This window comes from Cognatilysobacter tabacisoli (assembly GCF_003586305.1).
GTDB classification, from domain to species: domain Bacteria; phylum Pseudomonadota; class Gammaproteobacteria; order Xanthomonadales; family Xanthomonadaceae; genus Cognatilysobacter_A; species Cognatilysobacter_A tabacisoli.
The window spans coordinates 259,206-278,336 of sequence record NZ_QXJI01000004.1 but is presented as its reverse complement, the minus strand read 5'-3'; the positions used below and the strand labels follow the sequence as shown (position 1 = coordinate 278,336).

The 19,131-nt window shown below is 71.7% G+C and carries 16 protein-coding genes; 12 read left to right on the top strand and 4 right to left on the bottom strand.

Going from position 1 to position 19,131, the window contains the following annotated elements:
* Positions 1 to 10: 10 nt before the first annotated feature.
* From glnE to groES, 4 genes are all read right to left on the bottom strand, one after another.
* A complete protein-coding gene (gene glnE, locus D3A60_RS13805; protein ID WP_119719345.1) occupies positions 11 to 2,854 on the bottom strand; it encodes a bifunctional [glutamate--ammonia ligase]-adenylyl-L-tyrosine phosphorylase/[glutamate--ammonia-ligase] adenylyltransferase in 2,844 nt (947 codons plus the stop codon).
* A gap of 76 nt (positions 2,855 to 2,930) precedes the next feature.
* Entirely contained in the window at positions 2,931 to 4,352 is a 1,422-nt protein-coding gene (locus D3A60_RS13800) for a S8 family serine peptidase (RefSeq protein WP_119719344.1), read from the bottom strand.
* Between the two features lie 465 nt (positions 4,353 to 4,817).
* Positions 4,818 to 6,455: a chaperonin GroEL gene (gene groL, locus D3A60_RS13795; RefSeq protein ID WP_119719343.1), complete on the bottom strand. Its 1,638-nt coding sequence runs from the start codon at positions 6,453 to 6,455 to the stop codon at positions 4,818 to 4,820.
* Positions 6,456 to 6,594: 139 nt separating this feature from the next.
* On the bottom strand, positions 6,595 to 6,882 hold the full coding sequence (groES, locus tag D3A60_RS13790) for a co-chaperone GroES (RefSeq protein WP_119719342.1): 288 nt from the start codon (positions 6,880 to 6,882) through the stop codon (positions 6,595 to 6,597).
* A gap of 559 nt (positions 6,883 to 7,441) precedes the next feature.
* Here groES and D3A60_RS13785 point away from each other — a divergent pair.
* The 12 genes from D3A60_RS13785 to fis all read left to right on the top strand — a co-directional run bounded on the left by D3A60_RS13785 (position 7,442) and on the right by fis (position 19,041).
* Complete coding sequence (locus tag D3A60_RS13785; RefSeq protein ID WP_119719341.1) at positions 7,442 to 7,858, top strand: helix-turn-helix transcriptional regulator; 417 nt, start codon at positions 7,442 to 7,444, stop codon at positions 7,856 to 7,858.
* A gap of 77 nt (positions 7,859 to 7,935) precedes the next feature.
* Complete coding sequence (locus D3A60_RS13780; RefSeq protein ID WP_119719418.1) at positions 7,936 to 9,690, top strand: endonuclease; 1,755 nt, start codon at positions 7,936 to 7,938, stop codon at positions 9,688 to 9,690.
* 127 nt (positions 9,691 to 9,817) lie between these two features.
* The gene (gene cutA / locus D3A60_RS13775; RefSeq protein WP_119719340.1) at positions 9,818 to 10,141 is read left to right on the top strand and encodes a divalent-cation tolerance protein CutA; all 324 of its coding nucleotides are present in this window, start codon (positions 9,818 to 9,820) and stop codon (positions 10,139 to 10,141) included.
* Positions 10,134 to 12,545: a protein-disulfide reductase DsbD gene (locus D3A60_RS13770; protein WP_119719339.1), complete on the top strand. Its 2,412-nt coding sequence runs from the start codon at positions 10,134 to 10,136 to the stop codon at positions 12,543 to 12,545. Before cutA ends, D3A60_RS13770 begins: the two co-directional genes overlap by 8 nt.
* Before the next feature lie 65 nt (positions 12,546 to 12,610).
* A complete protein-coding gene (locus D3A60_RS13765; protein ID WP_407062793.1) occupies positions 12,611 to 13,138 on the top strand; it encodes a TlpA disulfide reductase family protein in 528 nt (175 codons plus the stop codon).
* Between the two features lie 144 nt (positions 13,139 to 13,282).
* On the top strand, positions 13,283 to 13,735 hold the full coding sequence (gene aroQ, locus D3A60_RS13760; RefSeq protein WP_119719337.1) for a type II 3-dehydroquinate dehydratase: 453 nt from the start codon (positions 13,283 to 13,285) through the stop codon (positions 13,733 to 13,735).
* Between the two features lie 58 nt (positions 13,736 to 13,793).
* Positions 13,794 to 14,273, top strand: coding sequence for an acetyl-CoA carboxylase biotin carboxyl carrier protein (gene accB / locus D3A60_RS13755; RefSeq protein ID WP_119719336.1), 480 nt, complete (start codon positions 13,794 to 13,796; stop codon positions 14,271 to 14,273).
* 102 nt (positions 14,274 to 14,375) lie between these two features.
* The gene (accC, locus tag D3A60_RS13750) at positions 14,376 to 15,743 is read left to right on the top strand and encodes an acetyl-CoA carboxylase biotin carboxylase subunit (RefSeq protein WP_119719335.1); all 1,368 of its coding nucleotides are present in this window, start codon (positions 14,376 to 14,378) and stop codon (positions 15,741 to 15,743) included.
* A gap of 15 nt (positions 15,744 to 15,758) precedes the next feature.
* Positions 15,759 to 16,682 (top strand): restriction endonuclease, encoded by a 924-nt coding sequence (locus D3A60_RS13745; RefSeq protein ID WP_119719334.1) that lies wholly within the window; start codon positions 15,759 to 15,761, stop codon positions 16,680 to 16,682.
* Positions 16,683 to 16,685: 3 nt separating this feature from the next.
* The gene (prmA, locus tag D3A60_RS13740) at positions 16,686 to 17,606 is read left to right on the top strand and encodes a 50S ribosomal protein L11 methyltransferase (protein WP_119719333.1); all 921 of its coding nucleotides are present in this window, start codon (positions 16,686 to 16,688) and stop codon (positions 17,604 to 17,606) included.
* 115 nt (positions 17,607 to 17,721) lie between these two features.
* Positions 17,722 to 18,603 carry a DUF3426 domain-containing protein gene (locus D3A60_RS13735; RefSeq protein ID WP_119719332.1) on the top strand — a complete coding sequence of 294 codons (882 nt, stop codon included), beginning with the start codon at positions 17,722 to 17,724 and terminating at the stop codon, positions 18,601 to 18,603.
* A gap of 165 nt (positions 18,604 to 18,768) precedes the next feature.
* Complete coding sequence (gene fis / locus D3A60_RS13730; protein ID WP_119719331.1) at positions 18,769 to 19,041, top strand: DNA-binding transcriptional regulator Fis; 273 nt, start codon at positions 18,769 to 18,771, stop codon at positions 19,039 to 19,041.
* Positions 19,042 to 19,131: the final 90 nt, after the last annotated feature.

Genomic DNA, 19,131 nt, shown 5'->3' with positions numbered 1-19,131 from the left:
CGACGGCCGCTCAGGCGGCCGCGGCGCCGAAGTCGAGCGCGTGCGCGCGCAGCGCCGCGCGGATCGCCGCCCGCGCCGCCGCGACGACGTCGTCGTGCGGCACGCGCCGCGCGCGCCGGTCCAGCGTGCACGCCAGGCCGAGCGCGAGCAGCGCCCCGTGCGCTTCGCGCAGCGAGGCCGCGGTCGCCGCGTCGAGGTGGCCGGCCGCATGCAGCGCCCCGATCAGCCCCGGCGTGTCGCGCGGCGCGAGCAGGCCGGCGTCGGCGTGGGCATGGCCGAGCACCAGCGCCTGCAGCAGGAACTCCAGGTCAACCAGCCCGCCCTCGCCCTGCTTCAGGTCGAACATGCCGCCGGAACCGCCGGCGGCGTCGCTGCGGTCGAGCTCGGCGCGCATCCGCGCGCGCATCGACTCGATGTCGTGGCGCAGCGCGTCGGGCGGCCGCGCGCGCGCGAGCGTCGCGGTGCGCACCCCTTCGAAATCCGCCGCCAGGCTGGCGTCACCGGCAACGCAGCGCGCGCGCACCAGCGCCTGGTGTTCCCACGTCCACGCGCGCTCGCGCTGGTACTCGGCGAAGCTCGCCAGCGACGACACCAGCAGGCCCTTGGCGCCGTCCGGTCGCAGCCGCACGTCGACGTCGTACAGGCACCCGGCGCCGGTCACCGCGCCGAGCAGCGCGACGACCTTCTGCGCCAGACGCGCGAACCAGCGCGTCGCGTCGAGCGGGCGCGCGCCATCGGACTGCGCATCGCGTGCGGCGTCGTACAGGAACACCAGGTCCAGGTCGGAGCCGAAGCCGAGCTCCTCGCCGCCGAGGCTGCCGTAGCCGAGCACCGCGAAGCGCGCGTCCGGCACCCGGCCGTGCGCGTGGACGACCTCGTGCGTGGCCAGGGCCAGCACCCGCGCGACCACGCCGTCGGCCAGCCACGCCAGCTGGCGCGCGCCGGCGGCGGCGGTCTCGCGCCCGTCGCGCACGGCCATCGCGATGCGGAAGCTCAGCGCCTGGCGCACTTCGTTGAGCGCCTGCAGCGTCGCCTCGGCGTCGTCGTCATCGCCGACCGCCGCGCAGGCCGCGTGCAGCGCGTCGCGGCCGGGCAGCGCGCCGCCGATCCGCGCGTCGAGCAGCTCGTCGAGCAGCACCGGGTACGACGCCAAGCGCTCGGCCAGCAGCGCGCTGCGGGCGACCACGTCGACCAGCCGCGCGAGCGCGGCCGGCTGCTCGTCGAGCAGGGCGAGGTAGGCGCTGCGGCGCAGCACGTTGGCCAGCATCGCCAGCAGCCGCTTCAACGCGAGCATCGGCTGCTCCGAGGCGGCGGCCGCCTGCAGCAGCGCCGGCATCAAGCGGTCGAGCCGCGCGCGCGTGGCGTCCGACAGGGTGCGTACGCCGGGGCTGCGGGCGAAGTCGCGCAGCAGGCCGTCGGCATTGCCGGCCTCGACGAAGCCGGCGGCGGCCAGGGTGTCGGCGTCGCCGGCGTCGGGCAGCGCGCGCCAGTAGATCGCCAGCGCGTCCGGGGCGGCGTCGCGGCGCCGCGGCGCGAGCAGCGCGTCGAACTCGGCCGTCACCCGCGCGCGGTGGGCATCGAGCGCCGCACGCAGCGCCGCCCAGTCGTCGAAGCCGAGCCCGGCGGCGAGCCGCACGCGATCGCCATCGCCCGGCGGAAGCCCGTGGGTCTGCGCGTCGCGCAGCATCTGCAGGCGGTTCTCGAGCCGGCGCAGGAAGTCGTAGCCGTCCTGCAGCGCGCCGGCCGCATCGGCCGCGACCAGCCGCGCCGCCACCAGCGCGCGCAGCCCGTCGCGCAGGCGGCGCCCGCGCAGCGCCGCGTCGCGCCCGCCGTGGATCAGCTGCAGCGCCTGCACCAGGAACTCGATCTCGCGGATCCCGCCGGGCCCGCGCTTGATGTCGTCGGCGAGCTCCTTGCGCGCGACTTCGGCCGCGATCGCCGCCTTCATCGCGCGCAGCCCGTCGAGCGCGCCGAAGTCGAGGTAGCGCCGGTACACGAACGGCCGCAGCGTCGCGAGGAAGCGCTCGCCGGCGTCGCGGTCGCCCGCGACCGGCCGCGCCTTCTGCCACGCGTAGCGCTCCCAGTCGCGGCCCTCGCGCTGGAAGTACTGCTCCATCGCCGCGAACGACCACGCCACCCGCCCGGCATTGCCGTACGGCCGCAGGCGCAGGTCGACGCGGTGGCAGAACCCGTCGGCGGTGGGCTCGTCGAGCAGCTTGGCCAACTGCTGTCCGAGCCGGGCGAAATAGGTCTCGGCGTCGAGCGCGCGCGGCCCGTCCGACGTGCCGTCGCTTTCGTAGGCGTAGACGAGGTCGACGTCGGAACTGAAGTTCAGCTCCTCGCCGCCGAGCTTGCCGAGGCCGAACACGACCAGCCGCTGCTCCGTCCCGTCGGCCGCGCGCACGCGCCCGTGACGCAGCGCGAATTCGCGCTCGAGCGCGTCGAGGGCCAGCGCCAGGCAGCGCTCGGCCAGCCGCGTGCTGCCGGCCAGCGTCGCGGCGACGTCGTCCATGCCGAGCACGTCGCGCCAGACCAGGCGCGTCGATTCGGCCGCGCGGTAGCGGCGCAGCTGCGCCGGCCACGTCTCGCGCGCCGCGGGGTCGAGCACCGGCTCGGGGCTTGGCGCATCGGGTGCATCGAGCAGGCGGGCCAGCAATTCGGGCTGGCGCAACAACGTCTCTATCGCGAAGTCGCTTGCGACGGCGACGGCGCGCACCGCCTCGGCGGTCGCGCCCTCTTCGAGCCGCGACGCGAGCGCGGCGTCGCTGCGCCGCAGCCGCTCCAGCGCGCGGTCGGCGTGCGCGACGGCGGCCTCGCGCGCGGCGTGGGGCGGATCGGGCGATGCATCGTTCATCGCGGCCGATTGTGGCACGCAGCATGCAAACGGCCGCCCGGAGGCGGCCGCTGCAAGTCGAACCCGACGCGGTGGATCAGTAGGTCACGGCGCGCGCCGCGTTGACCCGGCCGCTGCCGTAGGCGTCGTCGACGCCCGGCTTGCCCAGGTCGTCCGAGGACGCGCGCAGGATGCGCTCGACTTCGGCCGGGGCCAGCTCGCCGCCGTGCTTGCCGATGATCAGCGCAGCCACGCCCGACACGTGCGGGGCGGCCATGCTGGTGCCGGCTGACCACGAGTAGGAGGCGAACACCTGCCCACCCGAGATCGAGTAGCCGCCGGCGGCGAACACCAGATCGAACACCCAGCACGGACGCACGAGGCCGGCCATCGTGCAGTTCTCGTTGCCCGGGTACGCGCTGTCGCCGCCCGGGCCGGCGAACGAGATGGCCGACTGGCCGTAGTTCGAGTACGACGCCAGCCCGTCGAGGTTGGTGGTCGCCGGCGCCTTGGCCCAGCCGGTCGGGGCCGTCGCGGAGATCGCGAGCGCGCCCGGCAGCTGCGCCGGGAACGCGCGCAGGTTCAGGCGGTAGCAGCCGTCGACGTCGCACACCTGGGTGCCGCTGTCGTGGTCGAGGTCGCGACCGTCGTTGCCGGCCGACACGACCGTCAGCGCGTTCTGCGAGCGCGCGTACTGCACCGCGCGCTTGGTCGCATTGACGAGCTCGACGACGTCGTTGGCGCCCTTGCCGCTGACCGGCAGGCCGCCGCGCACGCCGAGGCTCATGTTGATCACGTCGGCGCCCTGGTCGGCGGCGTAGACGATGCCCTGGATGATGCCGCCGAAGCTGCCGCTGCCGCTGACTTCCGACAGCACCTTGACGCCGATGATCTTGGCCTGCGGCGCGACGCCAATCGTTCCGGTGCCGTTGTCCGGCGAGGCGATCGTGCCGGCCACGTGCGTGCCGTGGTTGAAGCCGTTCACGAACGCTCGGCAGACGCCTTCGCCGGCGACGAACGACGCGGACTGGGCGAGCAGCAGGTTGCCGGCGATGTCCGGGTGGTTGCACGCCACGCCCGAGTCGAGCACGGCGACCGTCGCGCCGGCACCGCGGTAGCCGGCGTTCCACGCCCCGGCGACGTCGATCGCCGCGCTGCCCCACTGCAGGTCGAAACGGGTGTCGTTGTCGCCCGACGCCGGCGGATTGGCGATGTCGATGTCGACGACGTCGCTCGATTCCGGGATGTCGAACTGCAGCGTGATGTCGGCGACCGCCGAACGCACGCCCGGCACGCGCGAGGCGCGGCTGGCGAAGTTGCTGTCGCCCGATTCGACGATCGCCACGCCGATCTGCGGCAGGCGTGCGGTCACGCGGCCGCCGGCGGCCTCGATCTTCTTCGCCAGCGAGGCGTCGAACGACTGGGCGTTGGCGGTGACGACGTACGTGGCGGCGTGGGCCGAGGCGGCCGCGCCGATGCTACCGAGGGCCAGGACGATGGCCCGCGTCAAAAGCTTCATGGATGTCCCCTACGTGGTGAGTGATCACGACGAAGTGGCGCCCCTGTACGCGACTTCGCGATCGACTCTAGCGGCCGCGGATTCGGGCGCAAGTGCACGCAAACCGGTCGCGCGAACGGCCATTTGCTGGCGCGTCGGGTGAACAGGTCAGGGAACACGCGGGCGCGGAGGCACGGCGAGCGACCGCGCGCTGCGCAAATAAAAAGCCCGCCCCGGTCGAACCGGTTGCGGGCCTGCTCCCTCCCCCACGTCGGGATGCGGGGCGATCGTGAAGGATTCGTTACAGCCTTTGCACGCTGCAGCGCAAAAAAGAACCGGCCGGTTCAAGAACGCGCTGGCTGACCCGTTCAGCCGCGGCCGGGCGCCAAGCCCGCACCGCCGTGCTGCGTTCGAGTGTCTGCACGCTGCCCAAAAAAAAACAGGCCCGCCGAAGCGGGCCTGTCGGGTGTCGCGCGACGCGGGGACTTAGAAGTCCATGCCGCCCATGCCGCCCATGCCGCCGCCCGGCATCGCCGGCTCGTCCTTCTTTGGCAGCTCGGCGACCATCGCCTCGGTCGTGATCATCAGGCCGGCAATCGACGCGGCGTTCTGCAGCGCGGTGCGGGTGACCTTGGTCGGATCGAGGATGCCGAACTCGAGCATGTCGCCGAACTCGCCGTTGGCGGCGTTGTAGCCGAACGCGCCCGAGCCCTCGATGACCTTGTTGAGGATGACCGACGGCTCTTCACCGGCGTTGGTCACGATCTCGCGCAGCGGCGCTTCCATCGCGCGCAGGGCGATCTGGATGCCGTGGTTCTGGTCTTCGTTGGCACCCTTGAGGCCGGCGATCGCGGCCTTGGCGCGCAGCAGCGCGACGCCGCCGCCCGGGACGATGCCTTCCTCGACCGCAGCGCGGGTCGCGTGCAGCGCGTCCTCGACGCGGGCCTTCTTCTCCTTCATCTCGATCTCGGTCGAGGCACCGACCTTGATCACCGCCACGCCGCCGGCCAGCTTGGCCACGCGCTCCTGCAGCTTCTCGCGGTCGTAGTCCGAGGAGGTCTCCTCGATCTGCGCCTTGATCTGCTTGATGCGCGACTGGATCGACTCGCCGTCGCCGGCGCCGTCGATGATCGTGGTGTTCTCCTTCGAGACCTGCACCTTCTTGGCGCGGCCGAGGTCCTTGATCGTCGCCTTGTCCAGCTGCAGGCCGACCTCTTCCGAGATCACCGTGCCGCCGGTCAGGATCGCCATGTCCTCGAGCATCGCCTTGCGGCGGTCGCCGAAGCCCGGCGCCTTGACCGCGCAGACCTTGACGATGCCGCGGATGGTGTTGACCACCAGCGTGGCCAGCGCCTCGCCTTCGACTTCCTCGGCGACGATCAGCAGCGGCTTGCCGGCCTTGGCGACGCCCTCGAGCACCGGCAGCAGGTCACGGACGTTGGAGATCTTCTTGTCGTACAGCAGCACGAACGGGTCGTCGAGCTCGGCCGACATCGACTGCTGGTTGTTGATGAAGTACGGCGACAGGTAGCCGCGGTCGAACTGCATGCCCTCGACGACGTCGAGCTCGTTCTCCAGGCCCGAACCGTCCTCGACGGTGATCACGCCTTCCTTGCCGACCTTGTCCATCGCCTGGGCGATCAGGTCGCCGATGTCGGCGTCCGAATTGGCCGAGATCGCGCCGACCTGGGCGATTTCCTTCGAGGTCGACGACGGCTTCGAGATCTTCTTCAGCTCGTCGACGGCGGCGATCACCGCCTTGTCGATGCCGCGCTTGAGGTCCATCGGGTTCATGCCGGCGGCGACCGCCTTCATGCCCTCGCGGATCAGCGCCTGCGCCAGCACGGTCGCGGTCGTGGTGCCGTCACCGGCGTTGTCGGAGGTCTTGGACGCGACCTCCTTCACCATCTGCGCGCCCATGTTCTCGAACTTGTCGGCCAGCTCGATCTCCTTGGCGACGGACACGCCGTCCTTGGTGATCGTCGGGGCGCCGAAGCTCTTCTCGAGCACGACGTTGCGGCCCTTCGGGCCGAGCGTGGCCTTGACGGCATTGGCGAGCACGTTGACGCCGCGCAGCATCTTCGCGCGCGAGTCCTCACCGAAACGGATTTCCTTGGCAGCCATGTTGTTCAACTCCGGAATGCGTGATTGGGAATTAGGGAAAGGAAGGAAGCAGGGGCGACGCGGTGGCCGATCGCGGGAGGACGGTCAGCGCAGGCGCTGGAACCGGTCCGCCGGCGAGGCTCCGCCGCCGCAGGTCGGCTTAGCCGAGCACCGCGAAGATGTCGTCTTCCTTCACCACCAGGTATTCGGTGCCGTCGAGCTTCACTTCGGTGCCGCTGTACTTGCCGAACAGCACCTTGTCGCCGACCTTGACCTTCGGCGCGCGCAGGCTGCCGTTGTCGAGCGCCTTGCCCTCGCCGACGGCGATGACTTCACCCTTGATCGGCTTCTCGGTCGCCGAGTCCGGGATCACGATGCCGCCGGCGGACATCTTTTCTTCTTCCATGCGCTTGAGGACCACGCGGTCATAGAGCGGCTTGATATTCATGGGGACAACCTCCGAGAACGTTCGTAAGTGATTGAAGCGGATCGACAAAGGCGCGAAACGTTAGCAGTCGCACATGACGAGTGCCAGCATTGCGCGCAAAAAAGACCCGGCGCGCCGGGGGTGGCCGGGATCTGTGGGCATCCGGCGGGCTTTCAAGGGGGAGGGGGCCCGATGGGCGCCCACGGCCACCGACAGGAGCAAAAAAAGAAGAGCGCGGCCCGAGGGTCGCGCTCTTCTGGTGCGGAGACGGCTGATCCTCAGCTCGGCACTTCCTGCGCCCCTCCCCTGACCTGACACCCTGTCTAGAGCCGACGTCCGTGTCGGCTGGGGGCAAGTTTGTGCGCGCTGCGTCACTCCGCGCTAGGGGGGCGACGCGCTCCAGGTGTTGACCATCGGTAGCCGCGGGTCCCTCAAATTCGGCTCAAACCATTGCACAGCGGTCGACAGGCTTGGCGAGTGTCTACCGTTGGTAGACAGAGTGGGGTGTCTATCACTCGCTGCGTGAGGATTGGTAGCATTCGCCGTGCCACCCGCCCGCCGGCGACCTCGGAGCCGTTCGATGACCCCGCAGCAGCGCATTCGACTCGCACGCCGCCACGCCGGCATGTCCCAGGCCACCCTCGGCGCGGCGGTCGGCGTGCAGCGCAGCGCCGTCAGCCACTGGGAAGCCGCGCGCGGCAAGCACGCGAGCGTCGAGCACCTGCGCACCGTCGCGATGGCGACCGGCGTGCAGTTCGAGTGGCTCGCCACCGGGCGCGGCCGGATGACCCTGTCGGCCGAGACCGCGCTCGACTCGGTGGCCGCGGCCGACGCGCTGCTGGTCGACGACCCGCTCGAACTGCGCCTGCTGGCCGCCTTTCGCGACGCGCCGACGATGTCGCGCGCGCCGCTGGTCGAGATCGCCGAGCAGCTCGCCAGCCAGCGCACCGGCCGCGCCCGCCTCGCCGCCGAGCCGGGCAAGCGCGCGCTGCGCTAGCCCGCTGCCGCACTGCCGCGTGCGGACTGTCATCTGCCGCGGCTAGAGTCCGGGCTCTTTCCGGGGAAGGGATGACCATGTCGAAGCTGGACCGCGGCGCCGCGCGCCGCCTGTGGGTTGCCGTGCTGGGTCTGCTGCCGCTGGCGGCGTCGGCCGAGGTCTTCATCAACGAGATCCACTACGACAACAGCGGCAGCGACACCGGCGAACGGATCGAAGTCGTCGCCACCGCCGGCGAGAGCCTCTCCAGCTACCGCATCTACCTGTACAACGGCGCCACGCCGTCGGCCGCCACCTTCTACGACAACGACCTGGTGCCGGCCGGCAGCGTCGTCGCATGCGGCGCCAGCGTGCGCATCGCGACCGTCAGCTACGCCGCCAACGGCATCCAGAACGGCGCGCCCGATGCGATCGCGCTGGTCAACGGCAGCGGACAGCTGGTGCAGTTCCTCAGCTACGAAGGTACGGTTACCGGCTCCAACGGACCGGCCGCGGGGCGCACCAGCGTCAACCTGCCGGTGGCCGAGAACGAATCGCCGGCCAACACGTCGCTGCAGCTCGGCGGCACCGGCACCGGCTACGCGGGCTTCAGCTGGCGCGCGTCGGCGACGCAGACCTTCGGCGCATGCAACACCGCGCAGAGCTTCTCCGCGCCGAACCCGCCGCCGACCGTGGTGTCGACCGCGCCGGCCGACGGCGCGACCGGCGTGGCGCCGGCCACCGACCTGGCCGCGGGCTTCAGCGAATCGGTGACGCTGTCCGCCGGCGCGTTCGCGCTGCAGTGCACGCAGTCCGGCGCGGTCGGCCTAGCCTACCCGGCCAGCAGCACGAACTTCACGATCACCACCGGCGCGACGCTGGCCGGCGGTGAAAGCTGCACCTTCACGATCGACGCGACCCGGGTCACCGACGCCGGCGGCGCCAAGCTCGCGCAGAACAAGGTGGTCGGCTTCACCGTCGCGGCCAGCGGCGGCAGCGGCTACTACGCGCGGGTCAACACCTCCAGCGCCAGCCAGCTGCGCTGCTCGCTGCACGAGACGATCAAGGGCCACACCGCGTACCCGTACAGCGCCAGCACGACCGACAGCTGGGACATCCTCGAGATCGCCGACGAAGACCCGAACAACCCGGGCCGCGTCCTCGACGTCTACCGCAACCGCAGCTACGTCAAGGGCAGCGAGCGCGCGGGCACCGGCACCGGCATCACCTACAACCGCGAGCACACCTGGCCGAACTCGCTCGGCTTCGGCAGCGCCACCGGCGACCTCGGCCTGCCGTACGCGCCGTACACCGATACGCACATGCTGTACCTCAGCGACACGACCTTCAACGCCGACCGCGGCAACAAGCCGTACGCAAGCTGCGCGCTGTCGGGCGGATGCGGCGAGCGCCCGACCGAGGCCAACGCCGGCTTCGGCGGCGGCACCGGCATGTACCCGGGCAACTCGAACTGGGTGAAGGGGCCCGACGGCAACGCCGGCTCGTTCGAGGTCTGGGGCCACCGCAAGGGCGACATCGCCCGGGCGATCCTGTACATGGCGATCCGCTACGAGGGCGGCCGCCACCCGGTCAACAACCAGTCCGAGCCCGACCTCGAGTTGACCGACGACCGCAGCCGGATCGTCATCACCTCGGCGTCGCCGGCGTACATGGGGCTGCTGTCGAACCTGCTCGCCTGGCACCAGGCCGACCCGCCGGACGCCGCCGAGCGCGAGCGCAACGAGGTCATCTACAGCTTCCAGGGCAACCGCAACCCGTTCATCGACCACCCCGAGTGGGCGACCTCGGCGCTGTTCACCTCGACCAAGCCGAGCAGCTGCCAGCTCAACTGAGCCGGCCCCGCCGCTGCATCGAAAAGCCCGGGCCCGCGCCCGGGCGCTTCGTGCCGGCCGCACGGCGGAACGCTGCGGGATGCCGGGGGCGCCGGGCCGACGGCGCCGCGCCGCTACAATCGCGGCGATGCCCGTCCTGATCGTCCACAGCGCCTGCCCCGACGCCGCGACCGCCGACGCGATCGCCCGCGCGCTGGTAGCCGAGCGACTCGCCGCCTGCGTGCAGGTGCTGCCGGGGATGCGCTCGACGTACCGCTGGGACGGCGCGATCGAGCAGGCCGACGAGGTGCTGCTGATCGCCAAGACCCGCGACGACCGGCTCGACGCGCTGATCGCGCGCGTGCGCGCCCTGCACCCCCATGAACTGCCCGAGCTGGTCGCGGTCGAAGCCGCTGGCGGCCTCGCGCCGTACCTCGCCTGGGTAACCGAGCAGACCCGACCGCATGAGTGACTCCTCCATCCGCACCGGCCGACGCCTCCGCGCCGGCCTGATGTCCGCTGCGCTGCTGCTCGCCGGCCTGCTGCCCGCCGTGGCGGCCGCGGCGGTCAGCCAGGACGACCTGCTGCCGGTCGACGAGGCGTTCGTGCTGAGCACCGAGGCGGTCGCGCCGGACCGCATCGCGATCCGCTGGAAGATCGCCGACGGCTACTACCTCTACCGGCACCGCACGTCGGTCACCGCCGATGCCGGCTTCGCCGCGCAGCCGCTGCAGCTGCCGAAGGGCAAGGCGTACCGCGACGAATTTTTCGGCGACGTCGAGACCTATCGCGGCACGCTCGAGGCGACGCTGCCGGGCCGCGCGACCGCGTCGCAGGCGACGCTGAAGATCCGCTACCAGGGCTGCGCGGACCTGGGCATCTGCTACCCGCCGCAAACCCGCACCGTCACCGTCGCGCTGGCCGGCGGCGATGCCGCGCCGACGGTCGCGTTCGGCGCGGGCAGCGGCGCGCCGGCGGCCGGCGGCGGCCTGCTCGGCGGCCTGGCCGGCACCGCCGGCGGCACCGAAGCGCTGCCGCTGCCGGCCGAGCAGGCGTTCGGCTTCGAGGCGATCGTCGGCGACGCCAACACCCTGCTGCTGCGCTTCACCCCCGCGCGCGGCTATTACCTGTACCGCGACAAGACCTCGCTGACGCTGCGCGCCGAAGCGGCGGGGGTCACCCTCGGCCGCCCGACGTGGCCGAAGGCGACGCCGTGGAAAGACGAGTACTTCGGCCAGGTCGCGGTGTACTTCGACCAGATCGACGTGCCGGTGCCACTGCAGCGCACATCGACCGCGGCCACGCCGCTGACGCTGACGGCCTCTTTCCAGGGCTGCCAGACCGACGGCATCTGCTACCCGCCGATGACCCGCACCGTGTCGCTGACGCTGCCGGCCGGCGGCATCGTCGCCACCGACCCGGCCGCACCCGCCGACGCACGCGCGGCGACGGGGACGGCCGTCGCAACCGACCCGTCACCCGCCGCGGCCGACGCGCCGGCCGCGCAGCCCGCCGGCGGCGCGACCGTCAGCACCGTGTCGGCCGCCGACAGCGCCGCCGACGCCAGCGCGACCAACACTGGCAACGGCGCCGCGGCCGGCAGCGCCGCGCCGCGCGGGGCCGACCTCGGCCTCGGCTCGGCCCTGCTGCTGGCGCTGCTCGGCGGCCTGATCCTCAACCTGATGCCGTGCGTGCTGCCGGTGCTGTCGCTGAAGGCGCTGTCGCTGGCCGGCAACGGCCAGGACCCGGCGCGCGCCCGTCGCCACGCGCTCTGGTACACCGCCGGCGTGCTGCTGAGCTTCCTCGCGCTCGGCGCGCTGGCGCTGGGCCTGCGCGCGGCCGGGCTGGCGCTCGGCTGGGGCTTCCAGCTGCAGCAGCCGCTGGTCGTCGCGGTGCTGGCGCTGCTGATGTTCGGCCTCGGCCTCAGCCTGTCGGGCGTGTGGCATCTGGGCGGGCGCTGGACCGGCGTCGGCCACGGGCTGACGACGCAGTCCGGGCCTGCCGGCGACTTCTTCACCGGCGTGCTCGCCGTCGTCGTCGCGACCCCGTGCACCGCGCCGTTCATGGGCGCGGCGCTGGCGTGGGCATTCACCGCGCCGACCGCGGTCGCGCTGGCGGTGTTCCTGGCCCTCGGCCTCGGCCTGGCGCTGCCGTTCCTGCTGATCGGCTTCATTCCCGCACTCGCGCACCGCCTGCCGCGCCCCGGCGCGTGGATGGAAACGCTGAAGCAGGTGCTGGCCTTCCCGCTGTACCTGACCGCGGCGTGGCTGGCATGGGTGCTCGCGCGCCAGCGCGGCGCCGACGCGGTGGGATGGTGGATGGTCGCAGCGATCGTGCTCGCGTTCGCCGCCTGGGCCTGGACCCGCGCGCGCGCCACCGGCCGTCCGCGGCTGGCCGCGCTGGCCGGCGCCGCGATGCTGGCGGTGATCTGGCCGCTGGCCCAGCTGCACCAGGTGCCGCGCCCGGCCGCCGCTGCAGTTGCGGTGGCCGACGACGCCGCCTTCGCCAAGGTCGCGTTCTCCGAACAGCGCCTGGCCGACCTGCGCGCCAGCGGGCGCGTGGTGTTCGTCAACGTCACCGCCGACTGGTGCGTGACCTGCAAGGCCAACGAGAAGGCGGTGTTCGCCCGCGACGGCTTCCGCGACGCGCTCGAGGCCGCCAATGCGGTCTACATGGAAGGGGACTGGACCAACGTCGAGCCCGAACTGACCGCGTTCCTGCAGCGCTACAAGGCCGTCGGCGTGCCGCTCTACGTGGTGTTTCCGGCCGGCGGTGGCGAAGGCCGGGTGCTGCCGACGGTGCTGACCCCCGAGGTCGCGCGCGACGCGCTGGCCGAGGCCGCCGCCGCGTCGACCGCGCCGGTGGCGGCGCGCTGATGCCGGGCAACGGCAAGGTGCTGGCGGTCGCGCTGGCGGCCGCGGTGCTCGGCGTGGTCGCCGGCGTGCTGGTGCAGCGGCCCGGCCCGCTGTGGCGCACCGAGGCCGGGCAGCGCGCGCTGCAGGCCGTCGGCGCGGCCACCCAGCCGGCGCCACCGGCCGACCTGCCGGTCGCCAGTCGCGGCGAACCGATACCGCTGCTGAGACTGCGCGGTCTCGACGGCAACGTCGTCGAACTGCCGCGCAACGACGGCAAGCCGCTGCTGATCAACTTCTGGGCCAGCTGGTGCGGCCCGTGCATCGAGGAGATGCCCGAGCTCGACCGCTACGCCAAGGCGCAGGGCGCCGACGGCACGCAAGTGGTCGGCATCGCGCTCGACGACGCCGACGCGGTGCGCGCATTCCTGCAGCAGGTGCCGGTCGCCTACCCGATCGCGCTCGACACCGCCGGCCCGCGCGACAGCAGCGTGCAGCTCGGCAACCGCAACGGCGTGCTGCCGTACAGCGTGCTGGTCGACGCCGACGGGCGCCTGCTGAAACAGCGCCTGGGGCCGTTCGCGCGCGGCGAAATCGACGGCTGGGCACAGCGCTGACGCGGGTTTAGAGCCGCCACTCAAACAACTGCTTAAATCGCGACAAGTTCGGCGATATGGCGCCGAACGTCTGGACACCCTGCGACCCGTCACGCACACTGCCGGCCTTTCGACCCGAACCCGGGTCGCCGGTCCCGGTCCCGAATGGCGCAGCTGCTGGTCCTGCACGGCCCCAACCTCAACCTGCTCGGCACGCGCGAGCCGGGGGTCTACGGCCACACCACGCTGGCGCAGATCGACGCCGACCTGCGCGCCCGCACCGAGGCCGCCGGTCACATCTACGACAGCCTGCAGTCAAACGCCGAGCACGTGCTGGTCGACCGCATCCAGGCCGCGCGCACCGACGGCACCGCCTTCATCGTGATCAACCCGGCCGCGTTCACCCACACCAGCGTGGCGATCCGCGACGCGCTGGCCGCGGTCGCGGTGCCGTTCGTCGAAGTCCACCTGTCGAACCCGCACGCCCGCGAGCCGTTCCGCCACGCCAGCTACGTCAGCGACCTCGCCGTCGGCGTGGTCTGCGGCTTCGGCGCCGACAGCTACCGCTACGCCCTCGACGCCGCGCTGGCACGCCTCGCGGCGGCGCCGGCGGGCTGACCCCTTTCCCGATCTTCCCGCCCCGGTCGCCGGGGCGCCCGACCCAGAGGCCCGTTCGATGGACCTGCGCAAAATCAAGAAGCTGATCGACCTGCTCGAGGAATCCAACCTCGCCGAAATCGAGATCAAGGAGGGCGAGGAGTCGGTCCGCCTGGCGCGCACCCCGCGCGGCGTCGCCGTGGCCGCCGCGGCCCCGGCCTACCACCCGGCGCCCGCGGCGCCGGCCGCGCCGGTGATGCCGATGCAGGGCCCGACCGAGGCGGCGACCGGCGGCCACGCCAAGCCGGCGCACGACCTGCCCGACGGCCACGTCGTGCGCGCGCCGATGGTCGGCACGTTCTACGCGTCGGCCTCGCCGGACAAGCCGGCGTTCGTCAGCGTCGGCCAGGCGGTCAAGGCCGGCGAGACCCTCGGCATCATCGAGGCGATGAAGATGTTCAACCCGATCGAGGCCGACGTGTCCGGCACCGTGCTCAAGGTGATGGTCGAGAACGGCCAGCCGATCGAGTTCGACCAGCCGCTGTTCGTGATTGGGTAAGCGGGGGCTGTCCCGCGGCATGCCGCGGGCCCGCGAACGCCGATCGGCCTGCAGGCCGATCGGCCGGACGTTTCAGGCGCCTCAGCTCAATGGAAACTCTTCATGCTCGACAAAGTCGTAATCGCCAACCGCGGTGAGATCGCGCTGCGCATCCTGCGCGCGTGCCACGCGCTGGGCATCCGCACGGTCGCGGTGCACTCCACCGTCGACCGCAACCTCAAGCACGTCGCGATGGCCGACGAGTCGGTCTGCATCGGCCCGGCGCCGTCGACCGACAGCTACCTCAACATGGCGCAGATCATCGCCGCCGCCGAGGTCACCGACGCGCAGGCGATCCACCCCGGCTACGGCTTCCTCAGCGAGAACGCCGACTTCGCCGAGCGCGTCGAGCAGTCCGGCTTCGTGTTCATCGGCCCGAAGGCCGACACCATCCGGCTGATGGGCGACAAGGTCGAGGCGATCCGCGCGATGAAGGAGGCCGGCGTGCCGTGCGTGCCCGGCAGCGGCGGCCCGCTCGGCGACGACGCGGCGACCAACGTCAAGATCGCGCGCGAGATCGGCTACCCGGTGATCGTCAAGGCCGCCGGCGGCGGCGGTGGCCGCGGCATGCGCGTGGTCCACACCGAGGCGCACCTCAACAACGCGATCCTGACGACCAAGTCCGAGGCCAAGGCGGCCTTCGGCAACGACATGGTCTACATGGAGAAGTTCCTCGAGAACCCGCGCCACGTCGAGATCCAGGTGCTCGCCGACGGCCAGGGCAACGCGATCCACCTCGGCGAGCGCGACTGCTCGATGCAGCGCCGCCACCAGAAGGTCGTCGAGGAAGCGCCGGCGCCGGGCATCACGCCCGAACAGCGCGCGCAGATCGGCAAGGTCTGCACCGAGGCCTGCATCCGCATCGGCTACCGCGGCGCCGGCACGTTCGAGTTCCTGTACGAGAACGGCCGCTTCTACTTCATCGAAATGAACACCCGCATCCAGGTCGAGCACCCGGTCACCGAAATGGTCACCGGCATCGACCTGGTCCGCGAGCAGTTGCTGATCGCCGCCGGCCACAAGCTGACGATCAAGCAGTCGGACGTCGTCCTCGACGGCCACGCGATCGAATGCCGCATCAACGCCGAGGACCCGGAGACGTTCATGCCGTGCCCCGGCCTGATCGCGCACTTCCACGCGCCCGGCGGCCCCGGCGTGCGCGTCGACAGCCACATCTACGAGGGCTATCGCGTGCCGCCGAACTACGACTCGATGATCGGCAAGCTGATCGTCCACGGCCGCGACCGCGAGACCGCGATCGCGCGCATGCGCGTGGCGCTGAGCGAGATGGTCGTCGACGGCATCAAGACCAACGTGCCGCTGCAGCAGCGCATCCTGTCCGACGCCGGCTTCGCCCAGGGCGGAATGAACATCCACTACCTGGAAAAGCGGCTGAAGGAACAGAAGGAAAAGGCGCTGTCGATCGTCTGATTCTGCGAGCACCCCATGGCCGTTCCCGACTACCAAACCCTGCTCCTGCCCCTACTCCGCCTTGCCGGTGAAAAGCGGGCCCAAACGCTCGCACAGGCGGAGGCACTTCTCGCGAGCGAGTTTGGCCTCTCCGACGAGGACAGACAGGCACGCCTCCCCAGCGGTCAGCAGACCACGCTTCGCAATAGGGCCGGATGGGCGAGCTTTTATCTCAAGAACGCTGGCCTGCTCGAGAAGCCGAAGCGCGGGCAGTTCTTCATCACTTCTCGTGGTCAGCAGGTGTTGGCGGAGGCGCCTCACAAGATCGATCTTGAGTACCTGTCCAGGTTTCCCGAATTCAGAGCCTTTTACCTCAAGGGGGGCGCAGCACAGGGGGGAGAAGCGACTATCTCTGCCGCGGAACCTATGGCGGCAGACTCACGCACTCCTGATGAAATTCTTGAGTCCGCGCACGCGTCGATTACGGACGAGTTGGCGTCTGAACTGCTGTCCAGATTGCTCGCCGGATCCCCGGAGTTCTTCGAGCGTGTCGTCGTCGAGCTCCTCGTCGCCATGGGTTATGGCGGCTCCCTAGAAGACGCGGGGCGACGCATAGGGAAGAGCGGCGACGGCGGGATCGACGGAATTATTAAAGAGGACCGCTTGGGGCTCGACGCGATCTATATCCAAGCCAAACGATGGCAAGGCAATGTGGGCAGGCCCGACATTCAGAAATTCGTCGGCGCACTGCAGGGGCAGCGAGCTCGTAAAGGCGTGTTCATGACAACTTCGTCGTTCTCGGCAGAAGCGACGGACTATGTGACGCGCATCGATCCGCGGGTGGTCTTGCTGGATGGTCGCCAAATCACGCGTCTCATGATCGACCACAATGTCGGCGTTTCGCCGGTTGCGAGCTACGTCGTCAAGCGTATCGATTCGGATTACTTCGAGGAAGCATGACCCATGCCCTTCCTCGAACTCACCCTGCCCTGCACCGAACTCCAGCAGCCGCGCTACGAGCGCGCGCTGGAGGACGTCGGCGCGCTCGCGGTCACGCTGGCCGACGCGCACGCCGACGCGCCCGACGAGCAGGCGATCTTCGAGCCCGGCGTCGGCGAGCAGCCGCTGTGGGGCGAGATGGTGCTGACCGCGCTGTTCCCGGCCGAAACGCCGCGCGAGCTGCTGCTGCATGCGTTGAGCGCCGCCGACGCGGGCCTCGACTGGTCGCGCGCCGAGTTCCGCGACGTCGCCGACCAGGACTGGGAGCGCGCGTGGATGGACCAGTACGTGCCGCTGCAGTTCGGCCGGCGCACCTGGATCGTGCCGTGGAACCACGACCTGCCCGACGGCGCCGACGCGGCCGACGCGGCGGTGGTGCGGCTCGACCCGGGGCTGGCGTTCGGTTCGGGCACGCACCCGACCACCGCGCTGTGCCTGCAGTGGCTTGACGGCCTGGCCGACGCCGGCGCGCTGCGCGACGCGCGCGTGCTCGACTTCGGCTGCGGCAGCGGCATCCTCGCACTCGCCGCGCTGAAGCTCGGCGCTGCGCAAGCGATCGGCGTCGACAACGACCCGCAGGCGGTCACCGCGACGCGGGACAACGCGCAGCGCAACGGCGTCGACGACCGCCTCGAGGTGTACCTGCCCGACGACGAGCCGGCCGCGACCTACCCGGTCGTGGTCGCGAACATCCTCGCCTCCGCGCTGGTCGCACTGGCCGACACGATCACCGCGCGCGTCGCACCCGGCGGCGTGCTGGCGATGTCCGGCATCCTCGCCGGGCAGGAGGACGAGGTGATCGCCGCGTACGCGGCGCATTTCGACGACCTGCGCGCCGACCGGCTCGACGACTGGATGCGCGTCACCGGCGTGCGCCGCCGCTGAGCGCGCGCGTGCGGCACGCGATCGATCGGCGACCGGCGCGATCTGCGACCGCGCGCACTGCGCCGCGCCGCGTCCGGTCGACGGGGCCGGGCGCGCGCGCCGTACACTCCGGTCGATGCTCGTGACCTGCCCGCACTGCGGCTTCCTGACCGCGCCCACCGCGCCCGGCGACGGCGACGAGCCGCGCTGCCCGCGCTGCGGCGGCCTGCTCGACGGACCGCACGAGACCGCGGCCGAGAACGCGATGGACGGCGACGACGCGAACGTGGCGCAGCCCTCGACCGATGCCGCCGCCGCTGACGGCGGCGCGCGAGCGCCAGATCCCGACGCGGCCGTCGCATCCGCCGCACCTGCCGCGACCGACGCGGGCATCGCGCCGCAGGCCGACTCTCCGCCCGCCCCGGCGAGCGAAACCGCAACCCCATCCGCAGCCATCGCGACTCCGGCACCAGCCGCGAAGCGCGCGTCGGCCCCGCGCGGCCGCGCCGCGCCCAGCTTCGTCCGCGGCGACGCGCCGGTGCCCGCCGCGCGCCGCACGCAGCGGCGCGAGTGGATCGTGCTCGGCGTGCTCGCCGCGCTGCTGCCGCTGCAGCTGCTGCTCGCGCAGCGCGACGAACTCGCCACCCAGGCGCGCTGGCGCCCGCTGCTGACCGGCGTGTGCGCGGTGCTGCGCTGCGACCTGCCCGCGTGGCGCGAGCCGGCCGCGTTCGCGCTGCTCGACCGCAGCGTGCAGCCCAAACCCGGCGCCGTCGGCGTGCTGCGGGTGAGCGCGAGCTTCCGCAACGACGCGCGCTGGGCGCAGCCGTGGCCGACGCTGCGGCTGAGCCTGTCCGACGTCGACGGCCGCGAAGCGGGCGCGCGCGCGTTCGCGCCGACCGAATACCGCCGCGGCCACGCACCCACCGACGTGCTCGCGCCGGGACAGAGCGCGCTGGTCGAGTTCGACGTGATCGAACCGGCGCCGAACATCGTGGCGTTCTCGTTCGAGTTCGAATGACCGCTTCAGCCCGCTGAATGCGTCAGTCGCACTGCCGCCCGTCGGCACGCGGCCGCATGCGACGCAACTGGACCGAGGTCGCGTTGTTCCGCGCGACGGACGCGCGCTAGACTCCCGCTCCCGTCGTCCGGTCGAGCCGACGACGGTGCACCGCAGGGGACCGATTTGAACGCAGCCGCCGACCGCACCGACTCCGCCCGCCCCGGTCCGCGGGTACCGCTGCGCGACCACGTGGCCACGTCGATCCGCCGCTACCTCGGCGACCTCAACGGCTGCGGCACCGAGAACCTCTACGAGATCGCGCTGCGCGAACTCGAGATCCCGCTGTTCGCCGAAGTGCTCGAGCACTGCGACGGCAACCAGAGCCGCGCCGCGGCGATGCTCGGCATCCACCGCGCGACGCTGCGCAAGAAGCTGCGCGACTACGGCCTGGGCTGAGCCGCGCCGCGCCCGCCCTGCGGGCGTGCGATGCGACTGACGACGTTTGCAGCGCCAGGCCCGCGCCCGGGGCCGCCGCTATAATTCGCG

Excerpts from the sequence above, each read along its gene's own strand:
- aroQ (WP_119719337.1), top strand. The coding sequence starts at position 13,283 with ATGGCGCAGCTGCTGGTCCTGCACGGCCCCAACCTCAACCTGCTCGGC.
- D3A60_RS13785 (WP_119719341.1), top strand. The coding sequence starts at position 7,442 with ATGACCCCGCAGCAGCGCATTCGACTCGCACGCCGCCACGCCGGCATG.
- prmA (WP_119719333.1), top strand. The coding sequence starts at position 16,686 with ATGCCCTTCCTCGAACTCACCCTGCCCTGCACCGAACTCCAGCAGCCG.
- accB (WP_119719336.1), top strand. The coding sequence starts at position 13,794 with ATGGACCTGCGCAAAATCAAGAAGCTGATCGACCTGCTCGAGGAATCC.
- glnE (WP_119719345.1), bottom strand. The coding sequence starts at position 2,854 with ATGAACGATGCATCGCCCGATCCGCCCCACGCCGCGCGCGAGGCCGCC.
- D3A60_RS13770 (WP_119719339.1), top strand. The coding sequence starts at position 10,134 with ATGAGTGACTCCTCCATCCGCACCGGCCGACGCCTCCGCGCCGGCCTG.
- D3A60_RS13735 (WP_119719332.1), top strand. The coding sequence starts at position 17,722 with ATGCTCGTGACCTGCCCGCACTGCGGCTTCCTGACCGCGCCCACCGCG.
- groL (WP_119719343.1), bottom strand. The coding sequence starts at position 6,455 with ATGGCTGCCAAGGAAATCCGTTTCGGTGAGGACTCGCGCGCGAAGATG.
- groES (WP_119719342.1), bottom strand. The coding sequence starts at position 6,882 with ATGAATATCAAGCCGCTCTATGACCGCGTGGTCCTCAAGCGCATGGAA.
- D3A60_RS13780 (WP_119719418.1), top strand. The coding sequence starts at position 7,936 with ATGTCGAAGCTGGACCGCGGCGCCGCGCGCCGCCTGTGGGTTGCCGTG.
- accC (WP_119719335.1), top strand. The coding sequence starts at position 14,376 with ATGCTCGACAAAGTCGTAATCGCCAACCGCGGTGAGATCGCGCTGCGC.
- cutA (WP_119719340.1), top strand. The coding sequence starts at position 9,818 with ATGCCCGTCCTGATCGTCCACAGCGCCTGCCCCGACGCCGCGACCGCC.
- D3A60_RS13745 (WP_119719334.1), top strand. The coding sequence starts at position 15,759 with ATGGCCGTTCCCGACTACCAAACCCTGCTCCTGCCCCTACTCCGCCTT.
- D3A60_RS13800 (WP_119719344.1), bottom strand. The coding sequence starts at position 4,352 with ATGAAGCTTTTGACGCGGGCCATCGTCCTGGCCCTCGGTAGCATCGGC.